The organism is Pseudomonas furukawaii (assembly GCF_002355475.1).
Taxonomy (GTDB): Bacteria; Pseudomonadota; Gammaproteobacteria; order Pseudomonadales; family Pseudomonadaceae; genus Metapseudomonas; species Metapseudomonas furukawaii.
The window spans coordinates 4,529,453-4,542,328 of the sequence record NZ_AP014862.1 but is presented as its reverse complement, the minus strand read 5'-3'; the positions used below and the strand labels follow the sequence as shown (position 1 = coordinate 4,542,328).

The 12,876-nt window shown below is 66.2% G+C and carries 13 protein-coding genes; 11 read left to right on the top strand and 2 right to left on the bottom strand.

The window, feature by feature from the left end; all coding sequences use genetic code 11:
- Nucleotides 1-55: 55 nt before the first annotated feature.
- Nucleotides 56-1,207, bottom strand: coding sequence for an ABC transporter substrate-binding protein (locus KF707C_RS20945; RefSeq protein WP_003450922.1), 1,152 nt, complete (start codon nucleotides 1,205-1,207; stop codon nucleotides 56-58).
- A 753-nt stretch (nucleotides 1,208-1,960) separates the two neighbouring features.
- On the opposite strand from KF707C_RS20945, the gene KF707C_RS20940 reads away from it, so the two are divergent.
- The 10 genes from KF707C_RS20940 to KF707C_RS20895 all read left to right on the top strand — a co-directional run bounded on the left by KF707C_RS20940 (nucleotide 1,961) and on the right by KF707C_RS20895 (nucleotide 11,147).
- Complete coding sequence (locus KF707C_RS20940) at nucleotides 1,961-3,073, top strand: amidase (RefSeq protein ID WP_036992443.1); 1,113 nt, start codon at nucleotides 1,961-1,963, stop codon at nucleotides 3,071-3,073.
- Nucleotides 3,074-3,098: 25 nt separating this feature from the next.
- The gene (locus tag KF707C_RS20935) at nucleotides 3,099-4,271 is read left to right on the top strand and encodes an acyl-CoA dehydrogenase family protein (RefSeq protein ID WP_003450930.1); all 1,173 of its coding nucleotides are present in this window, start codon (nucleotides 3,099-3,101) and stop codon (nucleotides 4,269-4,271) included.
- 27 nt (nucleotides 4,272-4,298) lie between these two features.
- A complete protein-coding gene (locus KF707C_RS20930) occupies nucleotides 4,299-4,661 on the top strand; it encodes an IacB protein (protein WP_036992432.1) in 363 nt (120 codons plus the stop codon).
- A gap of 5 nt (nucleotides 4,662-4,666) precedes the next feature.
- On the top strand, nucleotides 4,667-5,173 hold the full coding sequence (locus tag KF707C_RS20925) for a nuclear transport factor 2 family protein (protein WP_036992446.1): 507 nt from the start codon (nucleotides 4,667-4,669) through the stop codon (nucleotides 5,171-5,173).
- A 146-nt stretch (nucleotides 5,174-5,319) separates the two neighbouring features.
- Nucleotides 5,320-6,594: an aromatic ring-hydroxylating oxygenase subunit alpha gene (locus KF707C_RS20920; RefSeq protein WP_003450937.1), complete on the top strand. Its 1,275-nt coding sequence runs from the start codon at nucleotides 5,320-5,322 to the stop codon at nucleotides 6,592-6,594.
- 126 nt (nucleotides 6,595-6,720) lie between these two features.
- The gene (locus KF707C_RS20915) at nucleotides 6,721-7,197 is read left to right on the top strand and encodes an aromatic-ring-hydroxylating dioxygenase subunit beta (RefSeq protein ID WP_003450939.1); all 477 of its coding nucleotides are present in this window, start codon (nucleotides 6,721-6,723) and stop codon (nucleotides 7,195-7,197) included.
- A gap of 10 nt (nucleotides 7,198-7,207) precedes the next feature.
- Nucleotides 7,208-7,948, top strand: a complete 741-nt coding sequence (locus KF707C_RS20910; RefSeq protein ID WP_003450942.1) for an SDR family NAD(P)-dependent oxidoreductase — start codon at nucleotides 7,208-7,210, stop codon at nucleotides 7,946-7,948.
- 109 nt (nucleotides 7,949-8,057) lie between these two features.
- Nucleotides 8,058-9,017: a PDR/VanB family oxidoreductase gene (locus KF707C_RS20905; RefSeq protein WP_003450944.1), complete on the top strand. Its 960-nt coding sequence runs from the start codon at nucleotides 8,058-8,060 to the stop codon at nucleotides 9,015-9,017.
- A 17-nt stretch (nucleotides 9,018-9,034) separates the two neighbouring features.
- A complete protein-coding gene (locus KF707C_RS20900) occupies nucleotides 9,035-9,535 on the top strand; it encodes a flavin reductase (RefSeq protein WP_036992433.1) in 501 nt (166 codons plus the stop codon).
- A 334-nt stretch (nucleotides 9,536-9,869) separates the two neighbouring features.
- A complete protein-coding gene (locus KF707C_RS20895) occupies nucleotides 9,870-11,147 on the top strand; it encodes an OprD family porin (RefSeq protein ID WP_003450949.1) in 1,278 nt (425 codons plus the stop codon).
- A 104-nt stretch (nucleotides 11,148-11,251) separates the two neighbouring features.
- On the opposite strand, the gene KF707C_RS20890 is transcribed toward KF707C_RS20895, so the two are convergent.
- Nucleotides 11,252-11,458 (bottom strand): PIN domain-containing protein, encoded by a 207-nt coding sequence (locus tag KF707C_RS20890; RefSeq protein ID WP_003450951.1) that lies wholly within the window; start codon nucleotides 11,456-11,458, stop codon nucleotides 11,252-11,254.
- A gap of 130 nt (nucleotides 11,459-11,588) precedes the next feature.
- On the opposite strand from KF707C_RS20890, the gene KF707C_RS20885 reads away from it, so the two are divergent.
- Entirely contained in the window at nucleotides 11,589-12,692 is a 1,104-nt protein-coding gene (locus KF707C_RS20885; RefSeq protein ID WP_036992720.1) for an IS110 family RNA-guided transposase, read from the top strand.
- The last annotated feature ends 184 nt before the right edge of the window (nucleotides 12,693-12,876 follow it).

The following is a 12,876-nucleotide window of genomic DNA, read 5'->3' as shown; positions in this document are numbered from 1 at the left end:
AGCTCTGGAAGGTGGACGAAGAAAGCGTCGTCCACCCTACGGGGAACCCGTGCGATCAGTTGCCGCCGAGCAGGGTCCAGGCGCCGTTCTTCACCTGGATCAGCTCGCGGCCGCGTTCGTCGAACCCGCTGTGGTCCTCGGGGGTCATGGTGTAGACGCCCTGGGTCGCGGGGACTTCATGGCTGGCTTCCAGGGCGTCGCGCAGGGCCGCGCGGAACTCCGGCGTGCCCGGCTGGGCCTTGGCGGCGGCCACCGGGATGGCCTTCTGCAGCAGCAGGCCGGCGTCATAGGTATTGGCGCCGAAGGTGGCCGGCTTGCTGCCGTTGAGCTTCTCGTAGGCGCTCACGTACGCGCTGGCGACGGGCTTGGACGGGTGGCTGTCGGGGATCTCGTCCAGCACCAGCATCAGGCTGGCGGCGAGGATGGTGCCTTCCACCTTCTTGCCGCCGAGCTTGAGGAAGTCCGGCAGGGCGGCGCCGTGGGTCTGGTACATCTGGCCCCGGTAGCCCTGGTCGAACAGGGTGGTCTGGGGCAGCACGGCGGAGCTGCCGGGGGCGGCCACCAGCACCGCGTCGGGACGCGCGGCGAGGACCTTCAGGCTCTGGCCGGTGACCGAGGTGTCCTGGCGCTGGAAGCGCTCGGTGGCGACCACCTTGATGCCGTGCTCGGCGGCCAGGGCGCCCATCACCTTCGACCAGTTCTCGCCGTAGGGGTCGGCGGTGCCGATGAAGCCCAGGGTCTTCACCCCGCGACGGCCCATGTCCTCCACCAGCGCCTTGGCGATCAGGTCGTCGTTCTGGGTGGTCTTGAACACCCATTTCTTCTGCTCGTTCATCGGCAGCACCACGGCGGCGGTGCCCACCGGCGCCAGCAGCGGTACGCCCGCCTCGGCGACGAACTGGATCACGCCCATGGCGTTGGGCGAGCCGCTCGGGCCGATGATGGCGTCCACGTTCTCCTCGCTGATCAGCTTCTTCAGCGCCTTCACCGTGGCGGTGGGGTCGCTGCCGTCATCCAGGGCGATGTAGGTCACCGGCTGGTCGCCCGCCTGGGTAGGCAGCAGCGGTATGGAGTTCTTCTGGGGCAGCCCGACCAGGGCAATGGGGCCGGTGGAGGAGGTAATGACGCCGACCTTCACATCCGCCTGCGCAAAGGACAGGCAGGCGGCACTGAGGAGCAGGGTGGACACGGCTTGTTTGAAGTGCATGACGTACTCCGGGGTTGCAAGGCTAGTGGAGAGGCAAGGTCCCGCAGTGCGCGCCGGCCGGTTGAGCCGAAGCGCGGTTGGCTTGCCGCCTTCTTGTTGTTCTGGCGCCTCTGGGCGCTGCCGGCGGATGACCCGGCCGGCGCAAACGGGTTTGCACCTCCCGTGCCAGAACATCACGCGCTGTCGTGGTGCGCCTCCCGCCGAAGTCGTCGTCATGGCCGTGCCCGGCACCCGCTCGACGCCAGCTCGACGCCCGTTCGGTAGCCCGGTCCGCCATCGCCTGGCAGGCTCGCCATGCCCTGTGGCACTGGGGCTCGCGGTGAATTCATTGAACGAATCCGGCTCTTTTTCTGGGTGCGATTAAGCGAGTTTTTTGAATAAAAAATCCATGTTTTATGGGGCTGTTTTTCTGTTCTGGCTGGAGATTTTCTGTTCGATTATCGGACGTCTTCTCGGGTCGTTAATTTCACTCGTTTTTGCAGTGTGCGATGGGATGAATTCTCATTTCGTGTGTAATTGACTGTTTTTAATGGATTTATTTTTAAGGATCGGCTTTCTGGCGACTTTTCTGGCTGTTACCAAACTGCACGCATTTGGTGCTGACGAGGTGGAAAATGCACCGAATCTACACAGTCGTTTTCCAGTGATAATTCAATTGACATTTCACGTAATTCTTCCGATTCTGGATTTACGCAAGCCGCTGCCCACGACCGGGACGCGGCCCCCGAACAAGAACGCCAGTGGGTGATGCCGATGACGACAGTGGTCGAGAAACTGGAACTGGGTGGGCAAGGACGTACCGTGATGGTGAAGGACACCATCGACGTCGCCGGCCACCCCACCCGCGCTTCCAGTCGCGCACTGGACGAGGCGCCGGACGCCCCGCGCCATGCCGAGGTGGTCCAGGCCCTGCTGGACGCCGGCTGCCGCATCACCGGCAAGACCAGCCTGCACGAGCTGGCCTTCGGCACCACCGGGCTGAACGCCTGGACCGGCACCGCCGAGAACCCGCGCTACCCCGGCCGCATTCCCGGTGGCTCCTCCAGCGGGTCGGCCGCCGCCGTGGCCGCCGGCCTCTGCGACTTTTCCCTGGGCACCGACACCGGCGGCTCGGTGCGGATTCCCGCCGCCTGCTGCGGTGTCTTCGGCCTCAAGCCAACCTTCGGCCGCATCAGTCGCGTCGGGGTGATGCCCGCCGAGAGCAGCCTGGATTGCGTCGGCCCCTTCGCCGCCCGCATCGACCTGCTGATCGAGGCCATGGCCGCCATGGACCCCGGCTTCAAGGCACTGCCCCCTGTGGAGGGCGTGCGTATCGGCGTGGTGCCGGTGAGCGCCCACCCGGAAGTCCTGGCGGCGATAGAGACGGCGTTGAAGGCGATCGATTTCCCCCTGGACAGGATGCCGCTGCCCGGCATGCAGGCCGCCTATGACGCGGGCCTGGCCATCATCAACCGGGAAACCTGGAACGCCTGCGGCCACCTGCTGGAGACCGGCCTGGTGGGCGCGGATGTCGCGGCCCGACTGCAAGCGGCGAGCCTCACCAGCGACCAGGCCCTGGCGGACGCCGAAGCCGTGCGCCGCGCCTTCACCGCCGAGGTGGACGCCGCGCTCGACCGCTGCCCGATCCTCGCCCTGCCCACCATGCCGGACTACCCGGCGCGGGTGGCGGACGCCTCTGATACCCGCGCGGCCATCGGCATGACCGCCTTCGTGCGGCCCTTCAACCTGACCGGCCACCCGGCACTGAGCATCCCCCTGGAAGGGGCCTCGAAGCTTCCGGTGGGGCTGCAACTCGTCGCCGCCAAGGGCGCGGATGAACGGCTGCTGGCCGTCGCCCGCGAGCTGGTCCGGCGCCTCGAACACTAACCCTGTTGCCCACCTGGAGAACCCCATGTCTTCGCTCAGTGAGCTGGATTACCAGCGCCCCGCCCCGATCACCGCGAACGAAGGATTCCAGGCGCTGCTCGCCGATATCCGCGAGCGTGCCCGGCAAGAAGAATTCGACCGGCAGAAGTTCATCTCCCAGGACGTGATCGAGCGCTTCAAGGCGCTCGGTGTCTATCGCGCCCTGGTGCCCACCCGCTTCGGCGGCGACCAGCGCACCCCCATGGAGTTCTGCCAGATGGTGGAGGACATCTCCGCCGCCGACGGCTCCGCCGGCTGGGTGGCCAGCTTCGGCATGAACCCGGTGTACCTGGCGGCGCTGCCCCTGGAGACCCTGAAGCAGGTCTACGCCGATGGCCCGGACGTGGTTTTCGCCGGCGGTATCTTCCCGCCGCAGCCGGCGGAGTTCGTCGAGGGTGGCCTCAAGGTCACCGGCCGCTGGAAGTTTTCCAGCGGCTGCATGGGCGCCAGCCTGATCGGCGTCGGCATCAGCCCGAAGAACGGCGAGACCGTCGGCCTGCCGCGCCTGGCGGTGATGCCCCGGGAGAAGGTGCGGATCGAGGAGACCTGGGACGTGGTGGGCCTGATCGGCACCGGCAGCCACGACGTGGTGATCGACGGCGTGGTGGTGCCCGAGGACTGGACCTTCGTCCGTGGCGGCCCGGCCAACCTGGACGAGCCGATGTTCCGCTACCCCTCGCTGTCCTTCGCCACCCAGGTGCTCTCGGTGGTCGGCCTGGGCGTCGCCCGCGCCGCACTGGACTACCTGTCGGGCCTGGCCAGCGGCCGCTTTTCCGTCACCGGTGCCCCGGCCCTGGCCGACCGCCCGCTGGCGCAGATGCAGATGGCCAAGGCCGAGGCCGAGCTGCGTGCCGCCCGCGCCTGGTTCTACGAAGCCATGGAAAGCGCCTGGGCCAGCGTGGTCGCGGGCGACCCGGCGAGCGTGGAGCAGACCAACCTCCTGCGCCTGTCCTCCACCCATGCCACCCGCGTGTCGGCCGAGGTGGCGCGCACCGCGCAGATGCTGTCCGGCATGACCGGCGTGTACCGCGAGAGCCCGCTGTCGCGCTTCGTCAACGACACCCTGGTGATCACCCAGCACGCCTTCATGGGCGACATGACCTACCAGAACGCCGGGGCGATCTTCTTCGGCAACAAGCCGCTGCCCGGCTACCTGTGACTTCCAACTGACTGATCGGTGATTGTGATGAGCGAGAAAAAAGCCCTGCGCGTGCTGTTCTGCATGGGAATCAACCAGAACTTCTTCGACGCCCCGCGCGAGGAACAGCTGGAAGTCTGGGCCGCCTTCAGCGCCATGTGGAACGGCATCCACGACCTGCCCGGCGTGAAGGTCTTCGGCAACATGGACGACGACCAGAGCATGGTCGGACCCAGCACCGGCTACCCCTGGACCACCTACCTGCTGGCCGACGTGCCGGACATCGAGACCGTCCACGCCGCCTGCAACCTGTTCCGCACCACGCCCGTGGGCACCGGCCCCTACAAGCTGTGGCGCTATTGCAAGGTCGAGGCCCGCACCGGCCGCGAATTGATCATCCAGCGCGCGTGACCGCCATGAGCCAAGCCCTCGAACAGCGCCTGCGCCAGCTGGAAAGCGAACAGGCCGTGCGCGCCTGCATGAACCGCTACATGGAATTGTGCGACGCCCTGGACGCCCGCTCGCCCCTGGATGAGCTGGCCGGGCTCTTCACCCTTGATGCCGTCTGGGAAGGCAAGGGCGCCAAGTATGCCAGGAGCTTCGGTGGCTACCGGGGGCGCGAGGCGATCCGCGCCATGTTCGCCACCTACATGACCGAGCCGGCGCACTTCGCCCTGAACGTGCATTTCCTCTGCTCGGAGCTGATCCGGGTGGACGGCGCGGAGGCCACCGGCAGCTGGGTGATGTTGCAGACCTCCACCTTCGCCGGTGGCGCGTCGCACCTCAACGCCGCGCGCCTCACGGTGAAGTTCCGCGAGGAAGAGGGCGCCTGGCGCATGGCCCATTTCCAGACCGAGAACCTCTTCAGCCGCCCGGTGGACGCGTGGAACAGCGACGCGCACCTGCCCGTGCCGGGGAAATGACGATGAACCAGCCGACTGGCACCACTTGCGTAGGAGCGAGCTTGCTCGCGAAGCCGTGGCGAAGATCCATTCGCGAGCAAGCTCGCTACGAAGCCGCCAACAACCCATTTCTGTGAGTCAGCGCCCAGCGCTGACGAGGAGTGACCGTGACCAACCTGATCGAAACCCTGAACCTGGCCAGCTCGCCGGCCGACCTGGTGCAGCACGACCGCGTGCACACCTCCCTCTACACCGACGCCCGTCTCTTCGACGCGGAGCTGGAGAAGGTCTTCTACAGCACCTGGATCTGGGTGGCCCACGCCAGCGAGATTCCCGAGGCCGGCAGCTACAAGAGCACCTACATCGGCAAGCAGCCGGTGATCGTGGTGCGTGACCGCAAGAAGGACGTGCACGTGCTGCTCAACCGTTGCCGCCACCGGGGCGCCACCGTCTGCGAGCACAAGAAGGGCAAGGCCAACAGCTTCGTCTGCCCCTACCACGGCTGGAGCTATGGCCTGGACGGCAGCCTGCGCGGCGTGCCGCACCCGGAGAGCTACGCCGACTGCCTGGACAAGGGCGAGCTGCCGCTGGTGAGCCTGCGGGTGGAGCAGTACAACGGCATGATCTTCGCCACCTTCAAGGACGACATCGAGCCGCTCGCCGACTTCCTCGGCCCGGCGAAGAAGTGGATCGACCTGTTCATGAAGCAGGGCGCCGGCTACGGCGTGAAGGTTTCCGGCGAGCACCGCTTCCGCTTCCCCGGCAACTGGAAGATCCAGCTGGAAAACACCACCGACGCCTACCACTTCCCGCTGGTGCACAAGTCCTTCCTGTCCTCGGTGGACGAGCAGACCCTTGAGCTCTTCGACTTCGTCAAGGGCCCGGGCTATGTAGAGGACCTGGGCAACGGCCACAGCGTGATGGTGATGATTCCCGAGCTGATCGACCTCGAGGCCGACCTCGACAAGCCGATCCCCGAGCGTTTCGAGGCGCTGGCCGAGGAGCTGCGCGCCGAGGGCATCGAGGAGCAGCAGGTGCGCCGCATCGTCCGTGCCGTCGGCGGCTCGGGTTTCAACCTCAACCTGTTCCCCAACGTGGCCTGCTCCATGGCCTTCTTCCGGGTGCTGCAACCGATCTCGGTGAACGAGACCGAGATCCACCACGCGGTGATCACCATGGACGGCGGCCCGGCCGTGGCCAACCGCTACCGCCTGCGCCTGCACGAGCACTTCCAGGGCCCCATGGGCTTCGGCACCCCGGACGATTCCGAGGCCTGGGAGCGGGTGCAGAAGGGCGCCCAGGCGGGCACCGACCTCTGGATCATGCTCAACCGCGGCCTGCCGGGCGAGACGCCCAGCGAGGACGGGCGGGTCAGCGACGTGAGCGCCGAGACCGGCATGCGCGCGGCCTACCAGCAGTGGAAAAAGATGATGTCGGCCTAGAGCGGATCGACATTCAGCCCGAAACCCGATGGCACATGCCTGTAGGAGCGAGCTCGCGAACCCTGCTCGCCGCCCTTTCGCGAGCAAGCTCGCTCCTACGGAAGCGCACTTTCTGAGAGAAGCACGATGAACCTTGAATTGCTCAACCACGTCAGCGCCTTCATCTGGCAGGAAGCGGACATGCTCGACCACGGCGAGTTCGACGCCTGGCTGGACCTCTGGACCGACAAGGGGACCTACATCATCCCCATCGACCCCAACGAGACCGATTTCGAGAACACCCTGAACTACGCCTACGACGACCATCACATGCGCCAGCTGCGGGTGCAGCGCCTGATCGGCGGCGAGTCCATCTCCACCAGCCCCCGTGCCCGCACCGTGCGCGCCCTGTCGCGCTTCCGGGTGCTGGGCGAGGAGGACGGCGTGGTGACCGTGCGCTGCGCGCAGAACCTGCGGGAGTTCCGCAAGGAAACCCTGAAGCACTACACCGCCGACATCACCTTCCAGCTCAAGCGCGACGGCAATGGCTTCAAGATCCAGCGCAAGCTGATCCAGCTGATCAACTCGACCGAGACCCTGACGGGTATCGGCTACATCTTGTAAGGAGCCGGTAATGAGCCAGATCGCACTGGTCACCGGCGCGGCCCAGGGCCTCGGCCTCGCCATCGCCAGCCGCCTGTTCGCCGCCGGCCATTCGGTGGTGATCACCGACCTGTCGCTGGAGCGTGCCCAGGCCGCGGCCGACCGGCTCGACCCCAGCGGCGAGCGCAGCCTGGCGCTGCGACTCGACGTGGGCAGCAAGCCCGACTTCGAAGCGGCGCTGGCCGCCGTGCTGGATCGCTTCGGCGCCCTGCACGCGGTGGTCAACAGCGCAGCCATGACCCGCACCACCCCGGTGATGCAGATCAGCCCCGAGGAATTCGACCAGGTCATGAGCCTCAACACCCGCAGCATCTTCATCGGCTGCCAGGTGTTCGGCGCCCACATGGCGGCGGCGGGCTACGGGCGGATCATCAACATGGCCTCCCTGGCCGGGCAGAACGGCGGCACCGCCACCGGCGCGCACTACGCCGCGTCGAAGGGGGCCATCGTCACCCTGACCAAGATCTTCGCCAAGGAACTGGCCGCCAGCGGCGTCACCGTCAACGCCATCGCCCCGGGGCCCATCGAGTCCCCGGCGGTGCGGGCGGCGGTGCCGGCCGAGCGCATGGACGGGCTGCTGGCCAACATCCCGGTCAGGCGCCTGGGCGATGCCGACTTCCTCGGCGACCTCGTCGTGCAGCTGGCGCGCCCGGAAGCCTACTTCACCACCGGGGCGACCTGGGATGTGAATGGCGGGCTCTTCATGCGTTGAACACCCGCCCCGGCGGTCGCCCGGGGCACCCGAAAGAATGCCGCGCGTGCAAGCAGCGGACCGTAACGATCGATAGAACAAGCACCCCGAAGGGTGCGGGAAGGCCGGTATGAGTGAGCAAGTGTTGAACCTGGTGGTCCGCAAGCGGCAGGAGCAGGGCGAGGGCGTCGTCGTTCTCGAACTCGCCGATCCGTCGGGCAAGTCCCTGCCGGCCTTCGAGGCGGGCGCCCATGTGGATATCCACCTGAAGACCGGCCTGGTGCGCCAGTACTCCCTCTGCGGTGATCCGGCCAACGCCGCCGTCTACCGCCTCGGCGTGCTCAAGGACCCGGCCTCCCGGGGCGGTTCCCTGGCCGTTCACGAACTGCTGACCGAGGGCGCCAGCGTCAGCGTCGGCGCCCCGCGCAACCTCTTCCCCCTGGCGGCCGACGCCAGCCGCTCGATCCTCATCGGCGGCGGCATCGGCATCACCCCGATGATCGCCATGGCCCACCAGCTGACCGCCCAGGACAGCCCCTTCGAGTTGCACTATTGCGGCCGTTCCCGCAGCCGTACCGCCTTCCTCGACGAACTGGCCGACGCCGACTTCGCGGCCTGCGTGCGCACCCACTTCGACGACGAGGGCGAGGCCCAGAAGCTCGACCTGCCCGCCGTGCTCGGCCAGCCGGCCGAGGGCGTCCACCTCTATGTCTGCGGCCCGGCCGGCTTCATGGATTGGGTCATCGAGGGCGCGCGCAGGGCCGGCTATGCCGAGGACCAGATCCACCGCGAGTACTTCCAGGTGGAGGTGGACGCCAGCGGCGAGGGCTTCGAAGTGGAGGCCCGGCGCAGCGGCAAGACCGTCCAGGTGGCGGAGGGCCAGAGCATCCTCGACGCCCTGGCGACCGTCGGCATCAAGGTGGAGATCTCCTGCGAGCAGGGCGTCTGCGGCACCTGCCTGTGCGACGTGCTGGAAGGCGAGCCGGACCACCGCGACGTCTACCTGACCGATGAAGAGAAGGCCGCCAACGACCAGATCCTGGTCTGCTGTTCGCGGGCCAGGACGAAGAAACTGGTACTGGATATCTGAGAGGCGAGGGCAAGACCATGGTCGATACCACAGGATTCCGTAATGCCATGGCGCTGCTGGGCGGCGCCGTTTCCGTCATCACCACCGATGGCGCCGCCGGCCGCTGGGGCTTCACCGCCTCGGCCGTGTGCAGCGTCACCGACCAACCGCCGACGCTGCTGGTGTGCATGAACCGTGCTTCGTTCGCCAATGGCCACTTCAAGCAGAACGGTGTGCTCAGCGTGAACGTGCTGACCGCCGAGCTGAAGGCCATTTCCGGCGTCTTCGCCAACCGCGAGCTGGACTCCGACCAGCGCTTCGCCCAGGCCAGCTGGAGCACCCTGGAAAGCGGCTCGCCGCTGCTGGACGACGCCCTGGTCAGCTTCGACTGCCGCATCGCCCAGGCCCATGAGGTGGGGTCCCACACCATCTTCTACTGCGAGGTGCTGGGCATCCGCCACGGCAAGAGCCAGGAAGGGCTGGTGTATTTCAACCGCGCCTACCACCGCCTGGGCGACGCTTCGCGCTCGGCCTGCTGACGGCGGGCTTGTCGGGTTTCGCTGCGCAACCTGCCAAGGCTGACCCCTAGGTTGAGGCTGAGCGACGCGAAGCCCAACGGGCAGTGCCGAAAAGAACTCCGGAGCCGATCCGGAATAGTGGATGAAGTGGTCTTTCGTCCGGTTTGAAAGTTGTACCCATAACTAGAAATCGAGGGCGCCCGTTACTTTCGGGTGGCGGGCCTTGCTACGACCTTTTTGCAGTAAGTGGTTATAAAAACAACACTGCGGATTAACTGCCGAAGTTGCTCTTCCAACAATTAATCTGCTCCCACTCAATGTGCCATGCGTGCACATGTAAGAAAGGATCACGTCCATGTTTCATAAGAGCTGGCTGGCCAGCGGCGTAGCCGCCGCGAGCCTGATGGGGATGTTCATGCCGATGTCCGCACAGGCGGACTTCGTGAAGGATCGGCAAATAAGCCTGGGCTTGCGCAACTTCTATATCGACCGTGACTTCAAACAGGATGACGCGCCGAAGTCCCGTATCGGAAGCTGGACCCAGGGTTTCGACTTTCGCGCCATCTCCGGTTATACGGAAGGGACTCTGCAGTTCGGCCTGGATGTTTCCGGGCAATATGCCTACCGACTGGACGGTGGCGGTGGCCGAGGCCCGGATACCATCATTCCCTACGACGACAGCAAGGGCGAGCAGGTGCGCGACTACGGCCGCGCGGCGCTGACCGGCAAGATGCGTTATTCCAGGACCGAGCTGAAGGTGGGCGAGCATCGCCCGATGCTGCCGGTGGCCTTCTACGACGACTCCCGCCAGCTCATCACCACCTACCACGGCTTCCTGCTGGAATCCCGCGAGGTGGAGAACCTGACCCTCACCGCCGGCCGCTTCACCGAGATCAGCAGCCGCGAATCCTCCAACCGCGAGAAGATGTACCTGTTCAACGGGCCGGACATCCAGCGCCGCAGCGACGGCCTGAACTTCGGGGGCGCCACCTACGCCTTCAGCCCCGCGCTCTCGGCCACCTACTTCTACGGCCAGCTGGAGGACATCTACCAGCAGCACTATCTGGGCGGCACCTACAACGCCGACCTGGGCAATGGCTACGGGCTCAAGACCGACCTGCGCTACTTCGACAACAGCGAGGACGGCAAGGCGCTCTACGGCGATATCGACAACCGCTCCTACGGCGCCATGACCACCCTGCGCAAGGGCCCCCACGCCATCGGCGTCGGCTACCAGCGCATGCTGGGCGAGAGCACCTTCCCCACCCTCAACGGCTACGCGCCCCAGCCCTACCTGGTGAACTGGTCCACCGTCGCCTTCGTCAAGCCCAACGAGAGCTCCTGGCAGCTGCGCTACGACCTCGACTTCGCCGCCTACGGCGTGCCCGGCCTCAAGCTGATGACCCGCTACCTGCGCGGCACCGGCATCGACCGTGGCAACAACGCCCTGGACCAGAACGTGGAGAGCGAGCGCAACCTCTTCCTCAGCTACGTGGTGCAGAGCGGCCCCCTCAAGGGCGTGGGCTTCGAGTGGCGCAACATCGACGTCAAGACGCGCTACGGCAACGGCGCGGCCTCCGGTGCGGACTACCAGGAGAACCGCCTCATCACCAGCTACACCTTCAAGTTCTGAGCCAGGCGGGGCCGGCCTCGCGGCCGGCCCCCCTTCGCTCGGGAGCGGGCGGTGCGCGCGGCGCACCCTGCGGAGCGAGCGCGGAGGACGGGGGAGAGGGACGCTCAACTGTCGAGGTTGCGCATACCCAGGCTGCGCGCGGCTTTGCTGTCGAAGGTCACGAGGTCCTTGCAGCCTGCTGCCTTGGCGTTACGTTCGATGAGACAGTCGGCGAAGTCAGCGTTGGTTTCCGAGTAGCGTCGCAGGGCTTGCCAGACCTGGTCGGCGTCTTCCACCAGCCGTTCCTGGGTACTGAGCAGCGCGTCCAGCACGCTGCTGATTCCCGTTCTGGTGGAGTGGTAGCAGGACTGCAGCCCGTAATTGGATGGACTCGCCCTCGCCGAGGCGTCGAGCGCGCCACGGTGGCACCCTACGATAACCACCGACAGCGAGGGCAAGGCCATGCAAAAGCGTACGACGAAACCGCAAGCTGCACACCCGGAAACGCTCTCTCTGTGCACGACAGTCGCTGTTGATCTGGCCAAGCAGGTGTTCCAAATCGCCGGCGAAGAGGCGCACGGAGAGCTGGTGTACGAAAAGCGTCTCCAGTCGCGCGAGGCGTTCTCGAGGTTTTTGTACCAGATCGCCAAGGGCGCGACGGTCTTGCTGGAGACCGGGCCGGGCGCACAAGCCTGGGCAAGACAGGTGCAGGCCCTGGGTTGTCAGGTGCGCTTGTTACCCGCACAGCGAGTCGCCGAGCACCGCAGTGGTGCCAAGAACGATCGCAACGATGCGCAGGCGATCTTGCGCGCCGGACGCGATACCACCATCCATGCCGTACCGGTGAAAACCGTGGAGGCCCTGGCCATGCAGGCGGCGCATCGGGTCAGACAGGGCTACATACGGCGCCGGACGACGCTGGGTAATCAAATCCGGGGGCTGCTGCTCGAGCATGGCCTGGCGATCCCGCAAGGCGCTGCAGCGCTCAGCGACCGCGTGAGCCGGATTCTGGAGGATGCCACGTTGCCGCTGCCAGACCTGCTGCGTGAGCTGATCGCCGATATGCAGGCGGAATGGCAGGCTCTGGAAGGCCGTCTCCTGCTGCTGACCAAACGGCTGGAACAATGTGCGCACGCGGACAAGACCGCCTCGCGACTGATGAGCGTGCGCGGGGTTGGGCCGATCATCGCCACTGCCCTGGTCGCCAAGCAGGTCGAGCCCGCGCGCTTCCCGAATGCACGCCAGTTCGCGGCCTACTTTGGCCTGGTACCCGATCAGCACAGCAGCGGCCAGAAGGTTCGGCTCGGCAAGATGAGCAAACGCGGTGATGGTTATCTGCGCAGCCTGATGGTCGAGGGCGCCCATGCGGTGCTCCGCACGCTCAAGGCTGACTCCGAGGAAGTGGACGACCGTCGGCTGAACCGCTGGATGCAGCGGCACGGACGCAAGGGGGCGGCCATACGTCTGGCCAACCGCAACTTGCGTATCGTCTGGGTGCTGCTGCAGTCGGACGCCCGCTACTGCCGTAATCCCTCTGTCCAACCGGGAGCAACGATAGCCGAATAGATCCCACGAGATCCCGCCACCGAGGCGCTGAGCGCCTCAACCGCTGCTGAGAACATTGACCCCAGGTCAGACCGCCGCGCGATGATGCCTGCCATCCTACTGGCCCCTAAGCCTCTTCGTAATTGGCACGGCGCGAGCTCAGACAATGTTGGCCCGGAGCCCCTTTGCGGCTCCCTTGCTGAGG